This window comes from Catenulispora sp. GP43 (assembly GCF_041260665.1).
GTDB lineage: Bacteria > Actinomycetota > Actinomycetes > Streptomycetales > Catenulisporaceae > Catenulispora.
The window spans coordinates 52,471-73,621 of the sequence record NZ_JBGCCT010000006.1 but is presented as its reverse complement, the minus strand read 5'-3'; the positions used below and the strand labels follow the sequence as shown (position 1 = coordinate 73,621).

22 protein-coding genes and 1 pseudogene are annotated in these 21,151 nt (G+C 71.1%); 11 read left to right on the top strand and 12 right to left on the bottom strand.

Going from position 1 to position 21,151, the window contains the following annotated elements:
* Window positions 1-57: 57 nt before the first annotated feature.
* Window positions 58-948 carry a LysR family transcriptional regulator gene (locus ABH926_RS14450; RefSeq protein ID WP_370366035.1) on the top strand — a complete coding sequence of 297 codons (891 nt, stop codon included), beginning with the start codon at window positions 58-60 and terminating at the stop codon, window positions 946-948.
* 27 nt (window positions 949-975) lie between these two features.
* On the opposite strand, the gene ABH926_RS14445 is transcribed toward ABH926_RS14450, so the two are convergent.
* Together ABH926_RS14445 and ABH926_RS14440 are read right to left on the bottom strand one after the other, a co-directional pair.
* Window positions 976-2,166 carry an aminotransferase class V-fold PLP-dependent enzyme gene (locus ABH926_RS14445; RefSeq protein WP_370366034.1) on the bottom strand — a complete coding sequence of 397 codons (1,191 nt, stop codon included), beginning with the start codon at window positions 2,164-2,166 and terminating at the stop codon, window positions 976-978.
* 10 nt (window positions 2,167-2,176) lie between these two features.
* Entirely contained in the window at window positions 2,177-2,641 is a 465-nt protein-coding gene (locus ABH926_RS14440; protein WP_370366033.1) for a zinc-binding dehydrogenase, read from the bottom strand.
* 118 nt (window positions 2,642-2,759) lie between these two features.
* On the opposite strand from ABH926_RS14440, the gene ABH926_RS14435 reads away from it, so the two are divergent.
* From ABH926_RS14435 to ABH926_RS14425, 3 genes are all read left to right on the top strand, one after another.
* On the top strand, window positions 2,760-3,968 hold the full coding sequence (locus ABH926_RS14435) for an epoxide hydrolase family protein (RefSeq protein ID WP_370366032.1): 1,209 nt from the start codon (window positions 2,760-2,762) through the stop codon (window positions 3,966-3,968).
* Window positions 3,969-4,191: 223 nt separating this feature from the next.
* Entirely contained in the window at window positions 4,192-4,776 is a 585-nt protein-coding gene (locus tag ABH926_RS14430) for a hypothetical protein (protein WP_370366031.1), read from the top strand.
* 193 nt (window positions 4,777-4,969) lie between these two features.
* Window positions 4,970-5,695 (top strand): class F sortase, encoded by a 726-nt coding sequence (locus ABH926_RS14425; RefSeq protein ID WP_370366030.1) that lies wholly within the window; start codon window positions 4,970-4,972, stop codon window positions 5,693-5,695.
* 5 nt (window positions 5,696-5,700) lie between these two features.
* Here ABH926_RS14425 and ABH926_RS14420 read toward each other — a convergent pair whose 3' ends face one another.
* The 3 genes from ABH926_RS14420 to ABH926_RS14410 form a co-directional block, all read right to left on the bottom strand.
* Window positions 5,701-6,243, bottom strand: a complete 543-nt coding sequence (locus ABH926_RS14420; protein WP_370366029.1) for an AAA family ATPase — start codon at window positions 6,241-6,243, stop codon at window positions 5,701-5,703.
* 29 nt (window positions 6,244-6,272) lie between these two features.
* On the bottom strand, window positions 6,273-7,193 hold the full coding sequence (locus tag ABH926_RS14415; protein ID WP_370366028.1) for a DNA-3-methyladenine glycosylase: 921 nt from the start codon (window positions 7,191-7,193) through the stop codon (window positions 6,273-6,275).
* Window positions 7,194-7,268: 75 nt separating this feature from the next.
* Complete coding sequence (locus ABH926_RS14410) at window positions 7,269-7,871, bottom strand: cation transporter (RefSeq protein ID WP_370366027.1); 603 nt, start codon at window positions 7,869-7,871, stop codon at window positions 7,269-7,271.
* 126 nt (window positions 7,872-7,997) lie between these two features.
* Here ABH926_RS14410 and ABH926_RS14405 point away from each other — a divergent pair, with 126 nt between their 5' ends.
* Entirely contained in the window at window positions 7,998-9,104 is a 1,107-nt protein-coding gene (locus tag ABH926_RS14405; protein ID WP_370366026.1) for an Rv2578c family radical SAM protein, read from the top strand.
* Window positions 9,105-9,118: 14 nt separating this feature from the next.
* Here ABH926_RS14405 and ABH926_RS14400 read toward each other — a convergent pair whose 3' ends face one another.
* Window positions 9,119-10,246: an N-acetylmuramoyl-L-alanine amidase gene (locus tag ABH926_RS14400; protein WP_370366025.1), complete on the bottom strand. Its 1,128-nt coding sequence runs from the start codon at window positions 10,244-10,246 to the stop codon at window positions 9,119-9,121.
* Window positions 10,247-10,602: 356 nt separating this feature from the next.
* Window positions 10,603-10,992, bottom strand: a pseudogene (locus ABH926_RS14395) (DUF5997 family protein); the annotation flags it as partial.
* Between the two features lie 57 nt (window positions 10,993-11,049).
* Between ABH926_RS14395 and ABH926_RS14390 the strand changes: the two are divergent.
* Entirely contained in the window at window positions 11,050-11,820 is a 771-nt protein-coding gene (locus tag ABH926_RS14390) for a LysR family transcriptional regulator substrate-binding protein (RefSeq protein WP_370366024.1), read from the top strand.
* Between the two features lie 6 nt (window positions 11,821-11,826).
* Here ABH926_RS14390 and ABH926_RS14385 read toward each other — a convergent pair whose 3' ends face one another.
* A complete protein-coding gene (locus ABH926_RS14385) occupies window positions 11,827-12,804 on the bottom strand; it encodes an RICIN domain-containing protein (protein ID WP_370366023.1) in 978 nt (325 codons plus the stop codon).
* A gap of 139 nt (window positions 12,805-12,943) precedes the next feature.
* On the opposite strand from ABH926_RS14385, the gene ABH926_RS14380 reads away from it, so the two are divergent.
* Window positions 12,944-13,228, top strand: a complete 285-nt coding sequence (locus ABH926_RS14380; protein ID WP_370366022.1) for a hypothetical protein — start codon at window positions 12,944-12,946, stop codon at window positions 13,226-13,228.
* 65 nt (window positions 13,229-13,293) lie between these two features.
* Here the strand turns inward: ABH926_RS14380 and ABH926_RS14375 are convergent, their stop codons facing one another.
* Window positions 13,294-14,802, bottom strand: a complete 1,509-nt coding sequence (locus tag ABH926_RS14375) for an MFS transporter (RefSeq protein ID WP_370366020.1) — start codon at window positions 14,800-14,802, stop codon at window positions 13,294-13,296.
* 109 nt (window positions 14,803-14,911) lie between these two features.
* Entirely contained in the window at window positions 14,912-15,493 is a 582-nt protein-coding gene (locus ABH926_RS14370) for a TetR/AcrR family transcriptional regulator (protein WP_370366019.1), read from the bottom strand.
* 310 nt (window positions 15,494-15,803) lie between these two features.
* On the opposite strand from ABH926_RS14370, the gene ABH926_RS14365 reads away from it, so the two are divergent.
* Window positions 15,804-16,304: a hypothetical protein gene (locus ABH926_RS14365; RefSeq protein WP_370366018.1), complete on the top strand. Its 501-nt coding sequence runs from the start codon at window positions 15,804-15,806 to the stop codon at window positions 16,302-16,304.
* Window positions 16,305-16,378: 74 nt separating this feature from the next.
* On the opposite strand, the gene ABH926_RS14360 is transcribed toward ABH926_RS14365, so the two are convergent.
* Window positions 16,379-16,708 carry a VOC family protein gene (locus ABH926_RS14360; protein ID WP_370366017.1) on the bottom strand — a complete coding sequence of 110 codons (330 nt, stop codon included), beginning with the start codon at window positions 16,706-16,708 and terminating at the stop codon, window positions 16,379-16,381.
* Window positions 16,709-16,837: 129 nt separating this feature from the next.
* Here ABH926_RS14360 and ABH926_RS14355 point away from each other — a divergent pair, with 129 nt between their 5' ends.
* The 3 genes from ABH926_RS14355 to ABH926_RS14345 are packed head-to-tail and all read left to right on the top strand — an operon-like array spanning window position 16,838 to window position 20,087.
* The gene (locus tag ABH926_RS14355; protein WP_370366016.1) at window positions 16,838-17,281 is read left to right on the top strand and encodes a helix-turn-helix transcriptional regulator; all 444 of its coding nucleotides are present in this window, start codon (window positions 16,838-16,840) and stop codon (window positions 17,279-17,281) included.
* Window positions 17,282-17,291: 10 nt separating this feature from the next.
* Window positions 17,292-17,702, top strand: a complete 411-nt coding sequence (locus tag ABH926_RS14350) for a VOC family protein (protein ID WP_370366015.1) — start codon at window positions 17,292-17,294, stop codon at window positions 17,700-17,702.
* Between the two features lie 33 nt (window positions 17,703-17,735).
* Complete coding sequence (locus ABH926_RS14345; RefSeq protein ID WP_370366014.1) at window positions 17,736-20,087, top strand: ATP-binding cassette domain-containing protein; 2,352 nt, start codon at window positions 17,736-17,738, stop codon at window positions 20,085-20,087.
* A 104-nt stretch (window positions 20,088-20,191) separates the two neighbouring features.
* On the opposite strand, the gene ABH926_RS14340 is transcribed toward ABH926_RS14345, so the two are convergent.
* Window positions 20,192-20,938: a hypothetical protein gene (locus ABH926_RS14340; protein ID WP_370366013.1), complete on the bottom strand. Its 747-nt coding sequence runs from the start codon at window positions 20,936-20,938 to the stop codon at window positions 20,192-20,194.
* Between the last annotated feature and the right edge of the window lie 213 nt (window positions 20,939-21,151).

The window sequence follows — 21,151 nt, the reverse complement described above, 5'->3', positions numbered from 1 at the left end:
CGCGGCTGGCGTCCAGGGCTGAAGGTCCGATCCGGCAGCGATTGATACCGTGGTGGCATGAATGGCCTGGACCTGCGGCGCCTGGAGTACTTCGTCGCGGTCGCCGAGGAGCGGCACTTCGGGCGTGCGGCCGAGCGGCTGCGCATGACGCAGCCCCCGCTGTCGCGAGCGGTCCAGCAGTTGGAGGACCAGCTCGGCGTACGGCTCCTGACCCGCACCACCCGCCGGGTCGAGCTGACCCCGGCCGGCGAGGTGCTGCTGCGCGACGCCCGGACCGCGCTGGACGCGGTCGCCGCCGCCGAACGCCGGACCCGGCACGCCGCGGCGCCCTCGCCGACCCTGCGCGTCGCGCTGAAGGCGGACCTGGACGCCGGGCTGCTCCCCGCGATCCTGGCCGCGTTCGCCGGGGAACCCGAGGCCTGCGAGGTGGAGCTGGTGCTGGTCGGCATCGGCGAGCAGGCGCAGGCGCTGCGCGACGGCCGGGCGGACGCGGCGATCGTGCCGGCCCCGTACGACGCGGCCGGACTGGACGCCGAGCCGCTGGCCGCCGAGCCGACTCTGCTGGCCCTGGCGGCCGCGGACCCGCTCGCGGCGCTGGACCCGCTGCGCCTGGCCGATCTGGCCGGGTATGTGCTGCCGGGCGGCCGGCCGGCGGATCAGTTCCCTGCCGAGCCCGGCTCTGCTCGGACATCCGCCCGGCCCTCCCGCCGCCACACGGTGGCCGACCTGACCGAGATCCTGCGGCTGGTCGAGGTCGGCAGCATGGTCGCCTTCCTCCCGCGGTCGGTGACGCGCAGGTATCCGAGGCCTGAGATCGCCTACCGGGCGGTGGCGGACGTGCCGGACTCGGAGTTCTCGCTGGCCTGGCCGCAGCAGGCGACGTCGCGCACGGTGGTGGCGTTCGTGCGCGCGGCGGAGAAGGCCGCCGCCTCGGCCCCGGTCGCCTAGGTTCTAAGACGCGACCTGGATGGACACCTAGACCCCGCCCTCCCGCGCCAGCTCCGCCACCGCCCCGGCCGCCACGTCGAGCTGCGCCTCGGTCACGAAGTAGTGCGGCGAGGCGCGCACGATCTCGCTCAGCCCGCGCCTGGTCATGTCGTAGACCGTCGAGGACCGGTGGCTGACGCTCACCGCGATGTCCCGCCGGGCCAGCGCGGCCTGCACGTCCGCCGCCGCCTTGCCGGCGACGCTGAAGGTGACCAGGCCGCTCTTGCGCGCGCCGAGGTCGTGCACGGTGACGCCGGGGATCTCGGCCAGCGCCGCGCGCAGGTGCGCGCCGCGCCGCGTGACCTCGTGCTCCACCGCGGCGGGGCCGAGCTCCAGCAGATAGCGGGCGGCGGCGATCAGGCCGAGGCGGCCGGCGTTGTCGCACTCCCAGAGCTCGTACACCCGCGCGTCGTCGCGCAGGACGTAGCTGTCGGGGCCGGTCCAGGTGCCGCCCTGCAGGTCGGCGAGCTTGGGCCGCAGGATCGCCTTCGCGCGGTCGCGGACCACCAGGAAGCCGGTGCCGCGCGGGGCGCGCAGCCACTTGCGGCCGGTGCCGGTGAGGATGTCGGCGTCCAGGGCCTCGGCGTCCACGGCGAGCTGGCCGACGGCCTGGCAGGCGTCGAGCAGGACCAGGGCGTCGGAGTTCGCGTGCACGGTGTCGCTGATGCGGCGCACGTCGGCGATGATGCCGCCGTTGGTGGGGACGTGCACGACCGACACCAGCTTGACGCGCTCGTCGAGCATGGCCTTCAGGGCTTCGTCGGAGAACGTGCCGTCGGCGTCGCTGGGCACCACCTCGACCGTGGCGCCGACGGCCTGGGCGCGCATCAGGAGCGCGATGGCGTTGCCGCCGTATTCGACCTCGCCGACCAGGATCCGGTCGCCGGCGGCCAGCGGGACCGCGTCCAGCGCGGCCAGCCAGGAGCGGGTCGCGCTGTCGGTGAAGGCGACCTGGTCGGGGCGGCAGCCGAGCAGCTCGGCGAAGACGCCGTAGCCGGCCTCGCGGTCGGCTTCGCGTTCGTCGGCGGCCTCGTAGCCGCCGATCTCGGTCTCGCGGCGCAGGTGGCCGAGCACCTCGGCGAGGACCGGTGCGGGCATGAGCGAGCTGCCGGCGCTGTTCAGGAAGATCCGTCCCGCGGCGCCCGGGGTGTCCGCCAGGACCCTGGTCATATCGATCATGGCTCTGAGGTTATCCGCCGACAGTCAGGACGATCTTCCCGACCTGCGGGGTGAAGCTGCGCATGTTCAGCGCGGGCAGTCCGAGGGTCAGACCGGGGTAGGGCGTGCGCTCGCCGCTGAGGCCGCCGTAGACGAGCAGCGTGCCGCCGGGCGCGACGGCGCGCGCCAGGTCGGTGACACCGGGACCGGCGACCGCGTCCAGGATCAGCTCGACGCCCCGGCCGCCGGTCGCGCCGCGCAACCGGTCGAGCGTGTCCTGCTCGTCGGTCACGACGACCTCGGCAGCACCCTGCTTGAGCAGGGCGTCCCTCTTCTCCGCGGTGCGGGTCAGGGCGATCGGGCGCAGGCCGAGGTAGTTCGCGACGTCGATGGCGGCCAGGCCGGCGCTGCTGGAGGCGGCGTTCAGGGCGATGGTGTCGCCGGGCAGCAGACCGGCGGTCTCGATCAGGGCGCTGTAGGCGGTCAGGTAGGGCATCCAGACCGCGGCGGACCGCCGTATTCGTGGAAGACGACCGTCTTGGCCATGTCCCGCCCCTCTCTCATGATCGTCCGCGTCGATCCTCCGATGATCGGCGCGACTATGCTTCGAAGGCGTGGCACCCGTCGACGATTCCCCGCAGCCCTCGCAACCCCCGCAGCCGTTCCGCATCGCGATCCCCGAGGCCGACCTGGACGACCTCCGCGCCAGGCTGGACCGCACGCGGTGGCCGGACGAGCTGCCGGGGGTCGGCTGGGCCTACGGCGTGCCCCGCGACTACCTGCGCGAGCTGGTGCGCTACTGGCGGCACGAGTACGACTGGCGGGCCGCCGAGGCGCGGCTGAACCAGTGGCCGCAGTTCCTGACCACGATCGACGGCGCGACGGTGCACTTCGCACACATCCGCTCGCCGGAACCGGACGCCACGCCGCTGATCATCACGCACGGCTGGCCCGGTTCCTTCGCCGAGTTCGAACACATCGCGGGGCCGCTCACCGACCCGCGCGCGCACGGCGGCGATCCGGCGGACGCCTTCCACCTGGTGCTGCCGAGCATCCCCGGGTTCGGGTTCTCCGGGCCCACGCGCGAGACCGGCTGGGACCACCTGCGGGTGGCGCGCGCGTTCGCCGAACTGATGCGGCGCCTGGGCTACGAGCGGTACGGCGCACAGGGCGGGGACTGGGGGTCGGCGATCTCGCGGGAGCTGGGGCGGCTGTTCCCGGAGCAGGTCTTCGGGGTACACCTGAATCTCATCCCCGGCGCGGCGGCCTCATCGGAGCCCACGGCCGAGGAACTGGCCGCGCTGAGCCCGGCCGAGCAGGAGCGGACGCTGGCCTCGTGGGCGCGCACGAAGGCGTGGCTGAAGGAGCAGCAGGGCTACGCCGATCTGCAGTCCACCCGGCCGCAGACGCTCTCCTACGCGCTGACCGACTCGCCGGTCGGGCAGCTGGCCTGGATCGCGGAGAAGTTCAAGGAGTGGACCGACTCCCGGGACCGGCCCGAGGACGCCGTCGATCGCGACCACCTGCTGACGAACGTGATGCTGTACTGGCTCACCGCGACGGCGGGGTCCTCGGCGCGGATCTACTACGAGCGTGCGCACGCGCCGTACTGGGGCTCGGCGCCGGAGCCGTCGCGGACGCCGACGGGGCTGGCGTGCTTCCCGGCCGAGAACTTCATCGTCCTGCGACACATCGCCGAACGGAGCAACAATCTGGTCCGCTGGACCGAGTTCGACCGGGGCGGGCACTTCGCGGCGATGGAGGCGCCGGAGCTGTTGGTCGGCGACATCCGGGCGTTCTTCCGGCAGTTGCGAAAGTCCTGATCGCGGCCTCACCCGTTCGGCTGCCAACATCCCCGAACCTTAAGATCCCCTGAACTCGAGCCCTGACCTGCGACTTCGAGGTCGCCGCGAGGGAGCATCGATGAGTTCGATCATCAGACTTCACGCATCATCCGCCCGGATAGCGGCTATTGCCTCTTTCGTGACACGGGGCTCCAGCAGCGACGCACCAGGCGCCGCGGCCCGTGAACGAAAGGGCTGACAGATGCGCTCCATCAAGACCACCGTGACCGCCGCCGCGTTGCTGACCGCGGGCATGGTCATCGCCGCCCCGGCGGCCAGCGCGGCGACGGCCACGCACGACGACCACGACAGGGGCACCTGCCAGTCGGCGATCGCCGACGCGCAGAAGGCGCGGCACGACTACGAGAGGGCGGTCGACGATCTGAAGAACCAGGACGCAGACGGCGACCACCACGGCACCGCCGGGGAGCAGAGCGCCGACGGCGACCAGCACGGCACCGCCGGGGAGCAGAGCGCCGACGGCGACCAGCACGGCACCGCCGACGACCCGAGCGCCGACGGCGACCACCACGGCACCGCCGACGACCAGAAGGTCTCCGACCTGATGATCGAGGCCAAGTCCGCGGTCTGGGAAGCCGTCCGGGCGTGCAAGGACATGGACCACCGCCACATGCGCCGCCACCCGCACGGTGCGATGCACACCGGCGTGGGCAGCACCAGCCAGGGTGCGAACGGCGGCGAGATGGCCGCCGGCATGGGCATGCTGGGCGCGGCCGGGGCCGGCGCGCTGGCGCTGCGCCGCCGCCGCGCGGGCAGCGAGAGCTGAGCCTGCGCACGGCGCTGTCCGCTCCGCCGTGACCGCCGTTACCGCCGCCCCGTCGGCGAACCAACGACCGTGCCGATCGGCACGAACCTCCTGGTCGAGCGCGCCCCGTGTTCTCGGGTCGGGGCGCGCTGGGGCCGGGGTTTCTTTTGACCGCTCGAAATCTTGATTTCCCGGACACCACGAAGGGCGCACCATGAAGGACGCGGACAAGACTCGGCTCGGGATCTCGGCGCGCGGCGTGGTGACAGCCTCGCTGGTGTCGCTCGGACTGTGCGTCGGCATCGTGATGGTGGCCGACAGCCTGCACACCCCGGCTCCCCCGCCGCAGCCGACCGCCGCGCAGGGCTTCGGCAAGACCGCGAGCCCGGCCCAGGCCCCGGCCGCCGCGGACGCGCAGCCCGCCCCGGCCGCCGGCAAGCTCCAGCCACTGGACCTCCCGCCGATCCTCGGATCCGCCGCCCCGACCCGGGTGCGCATCCCGGCGATCAACGTCAACGCGCCGCTGGTGTCGCTGGCCCTGGACTCCACCGGCACCCTGGCCGCACCGCCGGAGCAGAACCGGAACCTCGCCGGCTGGTACGGCGACGGGGCCTCCCCCGGCACGATCGGCACGGCGGTGATCGCAGGACACGTCGACAACAGCCAGGGCCCCGCGGTGTTCTTCAACCTCGGCACGCTGAAGAAAGGCGCGGAGGTGGACGTCGACCGCGCCGACGGGGTGACGGCGGTGTTCACGGTCGACGCCGTCGAGGCCTACGACGCGCGAGCGTTCCCGAACGACAAGGTGTACGGCGACTCAACGCGCGCCGAACTGCGCGTCATCACGTGCGGGGCGGGCTTCGACAAGAAGCACTATGAGTACAGGGGGAACGTCGTGGTGTTCGCGCATCTGACGGCGTCCCAGGGCCCCGGGCAGTAAGACTGTTAAGGAGCGTCCGTGAGGCTGGGATGCAGCGGCCGGTCTGCGGCGAGCAGGCCGGTCTCCGCGACGATGCGCTCGACAGTGTCCTGCTCCGTACTCTCCGGCCCGATGACGCGGTCCACTCCGCCGGGCAGTACATCGCCCTCGACGTACCAGCCGCGCATGTCTTCGACGGTCCAGTCGCCGTGGTTCGGCTTGGTGAAGTGCCGCTCGACGGTCACGTCGAAGGGGATGTCGAAGTAGTAGGAGTGCGCGGCGCCGGCGTGGTCGGCCAGCAGCGCGGTGAGCATGGCGCCGTAGCGTTCGGCGTGCATGATGCCCTCCACCACGCAGGGCACACCCTGGGCCAGGATGTGGCGGGCCATGGAGTCGATGAGCCCGACGTTCACCGCCCCGGCCAGGTCCCGCTCCCGCAGGATGTCGCGCCGGACCACGTCCTGCCGGACGATCGCCAGCCCGCGGCCGTAGCGCTCGCGCAGCGCGGTGGCGGTGCGGCTCTTGCCGGATCCGGAGGGGCCGCGCAGGACGATCAGGAGGCTGGACATGGTGGACGAGGATAGTGCGGCCCGGCCGCTCAGCGCAGCGGCCGGTTCCTGGGTGCGCGCGGCGCACGACGGGGCGCGGCTCCGGGCGTGAGTTCGAGGAGCCGGACGACGCGGTAGCGGTGCGGGCGCCACTGCTCGTAGTAGTCCTCGACTTCGTCGTCCGCAAGCGGGCGGCCCAGCAGGGCGACGCCGGTCATGCGGCCGAGGTGGTAGTCGCCGACGGGCAGGGCGTCGGCGTCGCCGAGAGCGCGGTGCCCGACTTGGGCGGCGGTCCAGGCCCCGATGCCGGGCAGCGCGGCCAGCAGGCGGTAGGCCGCCGCGGGGTCGGCGGCGGCCCGGTCCAGGCGCGCCGCGTGCCGCGCGGCGAGGGTGACGGTGCGCGAGCGCTGCAGGTCGATGCCCGCCTGCCGCCAGTCCCAACTGGGGATCCGCTGCCACACCGCCGGTGGCGGGGGAACGATCATCCCGGCCGGCGCCGGACCGGGCGCGGGCGCGGGGCTGCCGTGGATGCGGACCAGCCGGGTCCACCCTGCGACGGCGTCCAGCCCGACGACCCGCTGCTCGAGCACAGCCGGCACGACGGCTTCGAACACCCGCCGCGTGGCCGGGACCCGCAGCCCGACCAGGCGCCGCTGCGCCTCCCGCAGCAGCGGATGCGCCGGCTCGAACTCCTCGGGACGGTCGCCGGCACCGAGTTCGTCGCGGACGGACTCGGCGAGTTCGGCCGCGCCCGGCCCCCAGGCCTGGATGAGCAGATCGTCCAGTCGTTGCTGGCGGATGCGGTAGGTGACCGGGCCGGTGGCGGTCAGCGCGGCGCGCCACAGCGTGCCGTCGGGCTCGACGCGGTGGGCTGGGTCGTGCGCCCCGTGGCGCAGGCTCGCCAGGGTCAGCCGGGCGTTCACCGGGAAGTCCGGCTGCCAGTGCACGGTGCGGTCGGGGGGCTGTTCCATCGCTGGATTCAGTATGTGTCAAGGTGGTGACCGTCACTACCGGCGCGCGCCGCGGGCGGGAACGTCCACGAGCGCTCAGTGCGCGCCGAAGAAGATTTCCCTCACCTCGCGCACCGCGTAGTAGACAAGCACGAACCCGGCCACCGGATCGGCCCACCACCAACCCAGCGCCGCGTTGAGCACCAGCCCGAGCATGACCGCCGCGGCCAGCAAGCCGTCGATCAGGGTGACCCGGCCCTCGGTCTTCAACACCGGGTTGTCCAAAGCGGCGCCGGTACGCGCCTTGCCCAACGCGAGACCGACCATGAAAGCGGCAGTGATCGCGGTCCAGACGATCCCCAGCACCGAGTGATGCGGGTGGAACCCCACGACCAACACCCAGACGGACTGGACGAACAGATAGCCGGCCAAGGCGGCGAACCCCACGCCGATCAGCCGCAGCGCGCGCCGCTGCCGATCCTCGCCGGTGCCGGACAACTCCCAGATCACCACGCTGGAAGCACCGATCTCGATCAGGGAGTCCAGGCCGAACCCGGCCAGCGCCACCGACCGCGCGCCGATCGCCGCGACCGCCAGGACCACGATTCCGATCACGTTCCACACCAGCGTCGCGTACTCCAGCAGGAATCCCCGGCGCAGCAGGGCGCTCCGGGGAGCTTCGGCGCTCGTCTCGGTCACCGGACCATCCTGGCAGCGCGAGATCACGAGGTCGTCTCATCACTGCCGGCGAACCAGCGACCAGGACGTGACTCCGGACCACCCGCCCTTGCGCATCGATCGAACATCCGTTCTATAGTGGCTCCCATGAGATGGTCCGGCCAGCTGATCAGCGGAAACACCGACGCGGCGGACGCCGGCGGGCCCGACCCCGGCTCCGGCCCCGTGCAGCCGGGCCTGTTCGCGGCGTCCGACACCGTCGTGCGCACCTTCGACACGCCGGGGTTCCGGGGCGCCACGTTCTACGAGGTGCGCGCCAAGTCGGTGCTGAACAAGGTGCCGGGAGCCTCGCCGATGTTCGGGTGGACGATCAATCCCTACCGGGGGTGCGGCCATCGCTGCGTCTACTGCTTCGCGCGGCAGACGCACACGTACCTGGACTTCGATGCCGGGCTCGACTTCGACACGCGCATCGTCGTCAAGGTGAACGCGCCGGAGGTACTGCGGCGGGAGTTGGCGCGGCCGTCCTGGCAGCGGGAGCCGGTGGCGATGGGGACCAATGTGGACTGCTATCAGCGGGCCGAGGGGCGGTATCGGCTGATGCCGGAGATCATCGGGGCGTTGGCCGGGTCGGGGACCCCGTTCTCCATCCTGACCAAGGGCACGCTGATGTTGCGTGACCTGCCGCTGCTCGAGGCCGCCGCGCGGGACGTGCCGGTGAACCTGGCGATGTCGATCGGGTCGCTGGACGAGGACGTGTGGCGGACCGTCGAGCCCGGGACGCCGAGTCCCGCGCGCCGCCTGGACGCCGTCCGCACGCTGGCCGAGGCCGGCCTCGGGTGCTCGGTGCTGATGGCGCCGATCCTGCCGTTCCTCACCGATTCGCCGGAGCAGTTGCGCGCCACCGTCGCGGCGATCGCGGACGCCGGGGCCCGGTCGGTGACGCCGATCGTGCTGCATCTGCGGACCGGCGCCCGCGAGTGGTACTACGAGTGGCTGCAGGCCACCTATCCGCGCCTGGTGCCTCGCTACCGCGCGCTCTATCGCGGCGGTTCCTACGTGCCGTCGTGGTACCAGGAGCGGATCACGAACACAGTGCGCGAGTTCGCGAAGGCTTACGGCCTGGTCCGGCCGAAGGCGGGCGCCGGGCAGGAAGCGGAGACGGAGAGCTTCCGCGCCGTGGGCAAGCCGGCAGCGCGGGCTGTCGAAACCCAGCCCGCGCTGTGGGACGAGGACGAACTCAGTCCGAGCTGACCACGGCGGTGCCCCTACGCGAACTCGTTCGCAACGATGCCGCCGACCGTCGCGCACCACGTGTCGGTGTCGACCTTGCCGTTCGGCTCCAGGCTGTGCAGCCGCTGCATGTCCTGCACGGCCTTGTGCGTGTCGTGGTCGAAGTCGCCGCTCTGGGTGAGCGGGTAGCCCTTGTTGATCAGGATGTACTGCAGCGCCTGAACCGCGTTCCCGCTGTCGCCCTGGCGGATCGGCACGCCCAGGGCCTCCCAGGTGGGATCGGTGACGGTGCCGTCGGAGGCCACCACGGCGCCGAGCTTGCCCTGCAGGTCCTGGATCGCGGCGACGGTGGTCGGGTCGAAGCCGCCGTCGGTGGGCACGGTGTAGCCCTGGTTCAGCAGCAGCCACTGCACGACGCGGATCACCGGTCCGGCGTTGCCGTCGTAGACGTCGGGCCAGGTGCGGTCCGGGAACGTGTGCTGCCCCAGGCACCGCGCGACGGTACGGCGCAGGGCCGGGAACTCGCGGTAGAAGGCGACACCGGGACAGTCCGTGTCGTTGTAGTCCCAGTGCCCGAAGATGTTGTTCGCGCCCAGGCCGTACTGCTGGCAGATGGTGACGCACAGGTGGATCAGCGACTGGAACTGGATCGCCGGCGGCGTCTCGGTGAAGTACGTGCCCTCGTTCTCGATCCCGATGCCCTGCGAGTTCTCGCCGATGCAGTGCGCGCCCTGGACCTGCTCCGTGCCGGCGGCCAGGGCCTCCAGGCTGCGGTGGCGGCCCTCCAGGACGTAGCCGCCGCGACTGACCGTGAAGTGCTGACCGGTGTCGATCCAGCCGTCGGTGTCCATGTGCAGGTTCTGGATCTCCTGGGCCAGGTGGACCGCCTGCGCGCGGGAGTAGTCGGTGACGTTCGGGAACTCCGTGTGGTGCACGATGATCTTGCGTGTCGTGCCGACCCGCATCGACACCGGCGCCGACGGCGGCCGGGCGTCCCAGTCCGCGCAGTCGATGATGAACGACAGGTCAGCGCCCCCGGTGGCGGCGGAGGCCGAAGCGGGCGCGGCGAGTTGGGGCAGCAGGCCGAAGCCCGCCGCGGCGGTGGCGCCGAGGGTCGCGCGCAGGGCGGTGCGCCGGGTGACAGAGCGGTCCAGGTGGGCCATCAGGGTCGGGGTCCTCTCGAGCGGGGGTCGCGGTGAAACCACAAGATCCCTAGCAGAATTTCGCGGAGAGATGTGGATTGTTTTCTACTCTCGCGAGTTCGGCTTGTCCAGAGCCCGGAAGACAGTTCACTGAGACGACATGCGAAAACCGCCCGCGCTCCGTGGGGAGCACGAGCGGTTCGGACCTTCACAGCATCGGCGGGGCCCGGAGCCCTACCGGCAGCGCCTCAGGAGCGTCAGCGCCCCCGCCGCGAACCCGGCTTCGCGCCGGACTTCGAACCGGGCTTCGCACCGGACTTCGCACCGGACTTCGCAGCCGGCCGCGCCGCCGCCCGCCGCTCCTCGGCCGCCTTGTTCTCAGCCTTCTTCTTCTCCTGGGCCTGCTTGTCCTTCACCCGCACCGCCTCGCGGCGCACCTCGGCCTGGATCGCCCGCTCGGTGCGCAGCCACTCGGGCTGGTCGGCCTTCAGCGCGTCGATCTGCGCGGTGGTCAGCGGCTCCTCAACGCCGCCGCGGGCCAGGCCGGAGATGGAGACGCCGAGTTTCGCGGCGACCACGGGACGCGGGTGCGGCCCGTCGCGGCGCAGGTCGCGCAGCCACTCCGGCGGTTCGGCCTGGAGCGCGTCGAGCTCGTCGCGGGAGACGACCCCTTCCTGGAACTCCGCCGGGGTGGCCTCAAGGTATACGCCCAGCTTCTTCGCCGCGGTCGCGGGCTTCATCGTCTGGGGGGACTTCTGCGACGTCATGGGTCCAACCCTACCGAGGAGCGCGGCGGCGCTGATCTCGGCAGGTACCCTGACCGGGTGACAGGCACGCAGGACTCCCCGACTTTCCGGCTCGCCTACGTTCCCGGCGTGACGCCGGCGAAGTGGGTGCGCACGTGGGGCGAACGACTGCCGGAGGTGCCGCTGGAGCTGGTCGCGGTGACGGCGGCGGAGGCGGCCGGGGCCCTGGTCGCCGGGGAGGCCGACGCCGGGCTGGTGCGGCTGCCGGTGGACCGGGACCTGCTCAGCGCCATCCCGCTCTACGCCGAGACCACCGTGGTCGTGGTGCCCAAGGACCACGAGCTGACCGCCGCCGAGGAGGTCGCGGCCGAGGAGCTGGACGGCTACATCGTGCAGCACCCGATGGACGACTGCCTGGAGTGGGAGAAGCTGCCGGGACAACCGGCGATCTCCCGGCCGGAGACCACCGCCGACGCGATCGAGCTGGTGGCCGCCGGGGTCGGGCTGCTGCTGGTGCCGCAGTCGCTGGCCCGGCTGCACCACCGCAAGGACCTCGCGTACCGGCCGGTCAACGACGTGCCGCAGTCGCAGGTCGCGCTTTCCTGGCCCGAGGGCCAGACGACCGATCTGGTGGAGGAGTTCATCGGGATCGTGCGGGGGCGGACCGTGAACAGTACGCGGGGACGCGGGGCGCCGGCGGCGGCCGCGGCCGCGAAGGAGAAGGCGAAAGACAGGGCGAAGGGCAACGCGAAGCCCAAGACGAACGCGGGGCCGAACCGCACCGAGCCCGGCGGTCGGGGCAAGGCCGCCAGGACAGCCAAGACAGCCAAGCCCCGCCGCCGGAAATAGCGTCGTCTAATCCCACATCTGGTAGCTGTCGCTCCCGTTGCACGTCCACTGCCAGATCGGCGCGCCGTTGGCGTGGTTCGTCCCGTCGGCGTCCACGCACGTGCCGTCATGACTGTTCTGCATCAGCGCCTGGGCCTGCCCGTCGGTGTTCATCCGGCCGCTGCCGAGGAACCAGAACTGCTGGCTCCCGTCGGAGGCGTCGCAGCTCCACTGGAAGATCGGCTGCGCGTTGCCGACCTTGGTGCCGTCCCAGTCCAGGCAGGTGCCGGAGCCGACGTTGCGCAGGATCGGCAGCGCGCCGACGTTGGAGACGACGGTCCACTGCTGGAAGGCGTCACCGCTGTTGCAGGCCCACTGGAAGACCGGGGCGCCGTTCGCATGGTTGGAGCCGTCGGCGTCCAGGCAGGTTCCGCCGCCGGAGCTGACGATCTGGAAGCTGAAGCCGCCGGAGATCGCGGCCTGGGCGTCGGCGAGGTAGGTCCGCCAGGCGCCGGAGTTGAAGGTGCTCCACGGGCTCCAGTCGGTGCCGTGGTTGGAGATGTTCCAGGCGGCGTCGGCATTGCACTGGATCTGGAAGGCGCAGGCGTCGGAGACCTCGGAGTGGTAGACGTTGTTGATCTGCCACAGGCCGCGGTCCTCCGAGCCGCCGGAGTTGATGTTCACCGCGCTCGGATCGCAGCTGGACTCGGCCATCGCCACCGCGATCGCGACCACGATCTGCGGCTCCTGGCCGGCCGAGGTCGCCACGGTGCGGTTGAAGGAGAAGCCGGCCTTGGCGGCCACCTTCGCGCACAGGATCGTCGAGGCGGGGGCCGCGGCGTAGGTCAGGCCGGCGGTGTGGGGCGAGCGGTGCGAGCCGCCGTCGGCGTGGCGGGCGGCGTCAGCGGCGGAGGCGGTGGCCGCCGTCGCGGACGCGGTCGCAGTCGCGGTCAGGCTCAGGGCCACGCCGAGCGCCGCGGCCAGGGTGCTGCGGAGGATGCGCAAGTTCCACCTGCTTCGTAGGAGAGGACACGGAAGGGGCGGCCGTTCGGAGAACCATTGAATACGAGCTCTGATATCAAGTCTATGGTTCACGGCCCGCGGATCCGGCCCGCCCCGCCGGGGCGCGAACGGCGGGCGAACAGTGGACGACCGACGTGCACAGCCGGGCCCGGCGTGGTCTGCTGGAGTCGAGGCGGTGATCGCGATGGTGTACGTCGTCTACTTGCAGGGCGGCCCCGAGCCCCTCGGGGTGCGTACCGACAACCGCGTCGTGACCACGACCGAGGCGGTTCCGGAGATGAGGGTCCCGTGCGAGGGCGGGGTGGGGCTCTGGCGCTACGCCGAGGAGCACATCACGATCGGCACGGGGCAGGCCGCGGTGTTCGAGTTCGCGCGGATGGTGGAGGAGGACCCGCCGCCGCGCTGATACAAAAACGGCCCGGGTCCGGCGGATTCCTCCGCCGGACCCGGGCCGTTGGTCGACCGCGTGGCTCAGCCCATGTGGACCGCGCCGCCGGTCGGCAGGTCGTCCTTGCGGGCCTTGACCAGCGTCGCGACCACCAGGGTGGCCGCGCCGAGGATCGCGGCGCTCCAGATGAAGGCGGTCACGTAGCCGTGCACCGAGGCCTGCGCCACCAGCAGCTGCTGGTTCGTGGCGTGGGCGGCGTGCGAGCCGAAGTAGTTCGTCGTCGCGGTGGTCGCGAACGTCACCAGCATCGCGGTGCCCAGGGCGCCGCCGATCTGCTGCGTGGTGTTCACCAGCGCCGAGGCCACGCCGGCGTCGTGGTCGGCGACCCCGATCAGCGAGGTCGAGGACAGCGGGACGAAGAACAGGCCGATGCCGAAGGCCATGACCAGCTCGGCCGGGACCACGTGGGTGGCGTAGGAGGTGCTCACGCCGATGCCGGTGAACAGCACCATGCCGACCGTGGCCAGCCCGAAGCCGACGGCCATCAGCAGACGCGGGCCGATGCGGGGCAGGAAGCGCGTCGCCACGCCGGCGCCGGCGACCACGCCGAAGGTGAACGGCAGGAACGCGAAGCCGGACTTCAGCGCCGAGTAGCCCAGGATCTGCTGCAGGTAGTAGGTCAGGAAGATGAAGACCCCGAACATGCCCACACCCATCAGCAGAGAGCTGAGGAAGGAGCCGCCGCGGTTGCGGTCCAGGATGACGCGCATCGGCAGCAGCGGGTGCGTGGTGCGCAGCTCGATGACCAGGAACGCGGCCAGCAGCAGCACACCCACGCCGAGCAGGCTCAGGGTGGTCGTGGAGCCCCAGCCGTCGGTGTTGGCCTTGTTGAAGCCGTAGACCAGCGCGGCCAGGCCGGCGGTGGAGGTCAGCGCGCCGGGGATGTCGTACTTGGTGTTGCCCTCGGCCTTGCTCTCGGTCAGCACGCGGGTGGCGAAGAAGGCGGCCAGGATCGCGATCGGCACGTTCACCAGCAGCGTCCAGCGCCAGGAGGCGTACTCGGTGAGCACACCGCCCATGATCAGGCCGATCGCGGTGCCGCCGCCGGCGATGGCGCCGTAGACGCCGAACGCCCGGGCGCGCTCCTTCTCCTCGGTGAAGGTGACGGTCAGCAGCGACAGCGCGGCCGGGGCCATCAGCGCGCCGAACACGCCCTGCACGGCGCGGGCGCCGAAGAGCATGGCCTCGTTGGTCGCGGCGCCGCCCAGGGCGGAGGCCGCGGCGAAGCCGAGCAGACCGATGACGAAGGCCCGCTTGCGGCCGGTGTAGTCCGCGACCCGGCCGCCGAGCAGCAGCATGGAGCCGAAGGCCAGGGCGTAGGCCGTGATGACCCACTGCTTGTTCACGTCGGAGATGTGCAGGTTGCGCTGCATGGTCGGCAGCGCGATGTTCACGATGGTGCCGTCCAGCACGATCATCAGCTGGGCGATGGCGATCACGATCAGGGCGGCCCAGCGGCGCGGATTGAGGACCGAGCCTTCTACCTCGGCGCCGGCACCGGCCGGCGACAAACTCTCTGTGGTGGTTGACATTGCGCTTCTTCTCGCTTTCGACGCCGAGGCCGTTTTCGGCAGCACTCGATCGGCGCGCGGCCCCCTCGAGTCGCGCGAGTCTTCTGTTGGAAAGGCTGGTCCGGCGCGCCTAGCGGCTTCGGACCATCAGAGGAATGAGGATGTTGTCCGTCAGGTGGATCAGGAACGGATCGTCGACGGGCTGGCCGTTGACGAAGATCCGCATGAACATGACCGCCGGGGCGATCTCGGGGAAGACGGTGGGGTCGGTGTCGGCCGGCAGCTCGCCCCGGGCGATCGCCCGGGCCAGCATCCCCTGGGTGACCTGCTGCTTGTCCTCGACCATCGAGGAGCGCACAGCGGCGGCCAGGTCCGGATCCTTCTGCAGGGCGGCCATCAGCCCGGCCATCAGCTGGCCGAGGTCCCCGGTCAGCAGGTCGCGGATCCCGGTGAGCGTGGCCAGGATGTCCCCGCGCAGCGTGCCGGTGTCGGCGTCCTTGGACAGGTCGTCCTGCTCGTAGCACTGGATGGCGTCCACGACCAGCTCGGCTTTGCCGGGCCAGTGCCGGTACAGGGTCGCCTTGCTGGCCTTGGCCCGGGAGGCGACGGCGTCCAGCCGCAGCGCCTCGTAACCGGTCTCGGCCAGCAGTTCGAGCGTGGCGCCGAGGATGGCCTGCTCCCGCTCGGGATCGAGCTTGGGCCCGGCTTCCATGGCCGCTCCTTTCGCCTTGCGATACAGCGTGATGTACGAAACTGTTTCGTACAGTAGCACGGTTCGCGCGCGAAACGAAACTGTTTCGTACACCACGGGGGCCGATCGGGTGGTGATGTCCGCCACAGGGTCGCGAGAGGTTCGCGACAGGGCCGCCACATGTCGCCACAGGGGGCCCGTGGCCGGACATCGACACTCCCCCACTCACCGGCCAGTTGACGTTGACGCCGGCGCGCGCCGCCCCTAGTTTCCGTGCTGCCTTCTCGCCGAACCGCCCCACCGTTTCAGCGTTCTGATTCAGGAGGCCCACATGCCCCACTCCCCCACCGCCCGCCGCCGCGCCGCCGCGACCGCGCTCGCGCTCGGCACGGCCCTCGTACCGGTCCTCACCGCGGCGGGAGCCGCAGCCCAGGACCCGCTCCCCATCACCCCGAACACGGCCTTCGTCGGCCTGGTCAACGGCAAGACCGCGGACGCGGTCGTGACCGTCGTGTGCCCGGGACCGGTCACCTCGACCTCCGTCGGCCACCCGATCGCGGGCCAGACCGCGGAGGTGCGCAGCATCGTGCCGCCGGTGACGCCGGCCGGCTTCACCGGCAGCCAGGGGCGCCAGATCTTGGCCGGCTTCACTCCGGCCTCGGCGACGACCCAGGCCATCGTGTTCGACTCCTACTTCGCCCCGGCCGCGATCCCCACGACGTGGCTGGTGCCGTGCGGCGGCTCCGGGACGATGACGTTCACGCCGGAGCCGACGAGCCCCACGGCCCGGAGCTACACGGTGACGGTCACGTTCCTGAACATCGCGACCTGAGCCACAGTCGCAGCGGCGCCCGCCCGGCTTCCCGGGCGGGCGCCGCTGTTTCAGCACTCAGCGTCCGGCGCTCACTATTTGCCACGCAGCCCGATCGCGTTGCCGTCCTTGTCCAGCAGCACGCACACCCGCGCCTCCGGCGCGACCTGCCGCGGCGCGTCCCGCTCGGTGGCGCCGGCGGCGAGCAGCGTCTCCCGGGTCGCGTCCAGGTCGTCGACGTCGGCGTAGGCCACCGGCCCGCCCGAGACGTCGCCCGGGGTCAGCGCCACCTCAAAGCCGGCGACGTTGTAGCCGACGTAGTAGGGCGTGTCGGTGTGCGGGTCACCGAGCAGGGCGGTGTAGACCGACTTGGCGGCGTCCAGATCGGAGACCGGGATCACCTGGCTGCGGATCGCTGTGGGCATGGGGAGTCCTTCCGGGGCGCGGTTCGGTTCCGTTATCGGAAGCTACCCGGAGGGGCGGCGGCATGAGGGAAAAGCCGTCCGTCCAGGTGAAGCCGCATTTGTCGCCCCCCCTCCTCTACGATCAAACCCATGACCGCCCCGACCACCCCCGACCAGCGGCTCCAAGACCTCGCCCGCCTGCGCCGCGTCCGCGACCGCATCGACCGCGAGTACGCGCAGCCGCTGAACGTCGAGGCGCTGGCGCGCGGGGTGCACATGTCGGCGGGGCATCTGAGCCGGGAGTTCAAGGCCGCGTACGGGGAATCGCCGTACTCCTATCTCATGACGCGGCGGATCGAGCGGGCCATGGCGATGCTGCGGCGGGGCGATCTGACGGTCACCGAGGTGTGTTTCGCCGTCGGGTGCTCGTCGTTGGGGACCTTCAGTACGCGGTTCGCCGAGCTGGTCGGGATGCCGCCGAGCGAGTACAAGCGGGCGGCGGCGTTCGCGACCGCGGGGCTGCCGTCGTGCGTGGCCACGCGGGTGACGCGACCGGTCAGGATTCGAGAAGTCCGGGCTGGGGCGCTCACCTAGGGTGAAGGGCATGGACCTCACCATTCACGCGAGTTTTCTGCCGCATTCGGACCCCGATGAGTCGCTCGCCTTCTATCGGGACGTGCTTGGTTTCGAGGTGCGCAAGGACGTCGGGTTCAACGGGATGCGGTGGATCACCGTCGGGCCGGCCGGGCAGCCGGGGACCTCGGTCGTGCTGTACCCGCCGAGCGCCGATCCGGGCGTGACCGAGGCCGAGCGGCAGACCGTCGCCGAGATGATGGCCAAGGGCACGTACGCTGTGATCCTGCTGGCCACCAGCGATGTGGACGGGACGTTCGACCGGGTGCAGGCGCACGACGCGGAGGTCGTTCAGGAGCCGACGGACCAGCCGTACGGGGTGCGGGACTGCGCGTTCCGGGACCCGGCCGGGAACCTGATCCGGATCCAGCAGACGAAGTAGCGCCGACGCCCCGCCGAACCGAGGAGACGCAGCATGCACGCCGCCGACAGCCACGACCTCATCCGGGTCCACGGCGCCCGCGTGAACAACCTCAAAGACGTCAGCATCGAGCTGCCCAAGCGCCGGCTGACCGTCTTCACCGGCGTCTCCGGCTCCGGCAAGAGCTCGCTGGTGTTCGGCACCATCGCGGCGGAGTCGCAGCGGCTGATCAACGAGACCTACAGTGCGTTCGTGCAGGGCTTCATGCCCACGCAGTCGCGCCCCGAAGTGGACGTCCTGGACGGGCTGACCACCGCGATCATCGTGGACCAGCAGCGCATGGGCGGCGACCCGCGCTCGACTGTCGGGACCGCAACCGACGCCAACGCGATGCTGCGCATCCTGTTCAGCCGTCTGGGCACGCCGCACATCGGCTCGGCGAAGGCGTTCTCCTTCAACACCGCCTCGATCAGCGGTGCCGGCGCGGTCACCTTGGAGAAGGGCGGCCAGACCGTCAAGGAGCGCCGCAGCTTCAGCATCGTCGGCGGCATGTGCCCGCGCTGCGAGGGCCGGGGCACGGTCAGCGACATCGACCTGACCGAGCTCTACGACGAGACGAAGTCCGTCAACGACGGCGCGATCACCGTGCCCGGCTACTCCGGCGGCGGCTGGAACTCGCGGCTGTACGCCGAGTCGGGGTTCTTCGACCCGGACAAGCCGATCAAGAAGTTCACCAAGAAGGAGCTGCACGACTTCCTGCACCGGGAGCCGACGCGGATGAAGATCGCGGGCATCAACATGACCTACGAGGGTCTGATCCCGCGCATCCAGAAGTCGATGCTGTCCAAGGAGCGCGAATCGCTGCAGCCGCACATCCGGGCGTTCGTGGACCGCGCGGTCACGTTCACCACGTGCCCGGACTGTAACGGCACCCGGCTTTCGGCGGGCGCGCGGTCCTCCAAGATCAAGGGCATCAGCATCGCCGACGCCTGCGAGATGCAGATCAGCGACCTGGCCGAGTGGGTGCGGGGGCTGGCCGAGCCGTCGGTGGCGCCGCTGCTGGCCGCGCTGTCGCAGACCCTTGACTCGTTCGTCGAGATCGGCCTGGGCTACCTGTCGCTGTCCCGCTCCTCCGGGACGCTGTCCGGCGGCGAGGCGCAGCGGGTGAAGATGATCCGGCACCTGGGCTCCTCGCTGACCGACGTCACCTACGTCTTCGACGAGCCGACCGTGGGCCTGCACCCGCACGACATCCAGCGGATGAACGAGCTGCTGCTGCGCCTGCGCGACAAGGGCAACACGGTGCTGGTCGTCGAGCACAAGCCGGAGATGATCGCGATCGCGGACCACGTGGTCGACCTCGGGCCCGGGGCCGGGTCCGGCGGCGGCGCGGTGTGCTTCGAGGGCACGATCGACGGCCTGCGCGGCAGCGACACGGTCACCGGGCGGCACCTGGACGACCGCGCGGCGCTGAAGAAGCAGACGCGCGAAGCCAAGGGCGCACTGGAGATCCGCGGGGCGTCCGCCAACAACTTGCGCGACGTGGACGTCGACATCCCGCTCGGCGTGCTGGTGGTCGTCACCGGCGTCGCCGGCTCGGGCAAGAGCTCGCTGATCCACAGCTCGATGCCCAAGCGCGACGGCGTGGTGTCGATCGACCAGAGCCCGATCCGCGGTTCCCGGCGCAGCAATCCGGCCACGTACACCGGGCTGCTGGAGCCGATCCGCAAGGCGTTCGCGAAGGCCAACGGCGTGAAGCCGGCGCTGTTCAGCGCGAACTCCGAGGGCGCCTGCCCGACCTGCAACGGCGCCGGGGTGGTGTACACCGACCTGGCGATGATGGCCGGGGTCGCGACGGTCTGCGAGGAGTGCGAGGGCAAGCGGTACCAGGCGGAGGTGCTGGAGTACCGCTTCGGCGGACGAGACATCGCCGAGGTGCTGGCGATGCCGGTGGACGAGGCCGAGGCGTTCTTCGCCGACGGCGAGGCCAAGATCCCAGCCGCGCACCGGATCCTGGCCCGGCTCTCCGACGTGGGCCTGGGCTACCTGAGCCTGGGCCAGCCGCTGACCACGCTGTCCGGCGGCGAGCGCCAGCGGCTGAAGCTGGCCGTGGCGATGGCCGAGGACGGCGGCGTGTACGTGCTCGACGAGCCGACCACGGGGCTGCACCTGGCGGACGTCGAGCAGCTGCTGGGGCTGCTGGACCGGCTGGTCGAGGCCGGCAAGTCGGTGATCGTCATCGAGCACCACCAGGCGGTGATGGCGCACGCGGACTGGATCGTGGACCTGGGCCCGGGCGCCGGGCACGACGGCGGCCGCGTGGTGTTCGAGGGGACGCCGGCGGATCTGGTGAAGGGGCGGTCCACGCTGACCGGCCAGCACCTCGCGCAGTACGTGGGGGCGTGAAGGACGTCGGGGCTTGATCGGTCAGCACGCGCTGAATCACCCGGCACACAGTCGCCCCGACCGCCGAGTCCGGCCGGGGCGTCCGCGGTGCCGCGGCGCGGCTCTCAGCCGGCGAGGGTGCCCGCCGGTTCCTCGATGTCGGTGCCGGTGCTGGGCACCGTGACCCCCAACATCATTTCGTTGACGACAGCTTTGGGGTCCTGGTCGAGCTGCAGGATGTAGAAGGAACCCCCGTCGGCGGTCTTGAAGCCGAAGGCGAATTTGCCATGGCTGACGTAGTTGCCGAACTGGCTTGTGCCGTTCTGCGTGGCCGCCGCGAAGTGCCGCACGCTGTAGTTGTCGGACGCCAGCTTCGGCGTGCCCGTCATCGCCTGTGCGTGGGTGCCGAGGTTCCAGAACTGTATGTAGCGGTCGGCGATCTTGCCGCCGGCGTCGGGGTCGGCGGCGGTGACGTAGCCGTCGGCGGTCAGGGCCGGCTTCGGCTGGGTCTCGCCCGAGTGCAGCTGGGGGTCGTCGTACAGCAAGGCGGTGCCGTTCTCTTCGACAAACTCCCAGTAGCGCTGCACGCCGCTCTGGTCCGGGGCCTGCACGATGAACCAGCCGACCCCGGCCGGCTCGGTCTTCGGGACGTAGTAGGTCCGGTCCGCCGGCCAGTTCAGCGGCTTGCGCAGGCGGTCCTTCTTGTTCGCGGTGTTGTACTCGGCCTCGTCCAACGCCGCCTCGACGGCCGATCCACCAAGCATCACCTGGTTGATCTGGCCCTGGGTGGCCCACAAGTTCGGGTTCTTGACGGCGTCGTTGTACTGGGCCAGCCAGGCGTCGGTGAGCTTTGGCGCGTCGGCGAGGGTCATCGCGGTGTCGTGCGGTTGGGACGACGACGCCGGCCCGCCCGAGGAAGTGGCCGGCGCGCTGGCCGGGTCGGAAGGTGACGCCGATGTATTGGCTGTGAGGGGACTCGAATCCGTCGCAACGGACTGCCTGCCGGTGACGGTGCCGCTGGATCCGCAACCGCTCATGGCGATGGCGAGCGCTGAGACGGCCGCGAGAGTGAACATGTGCTTTTT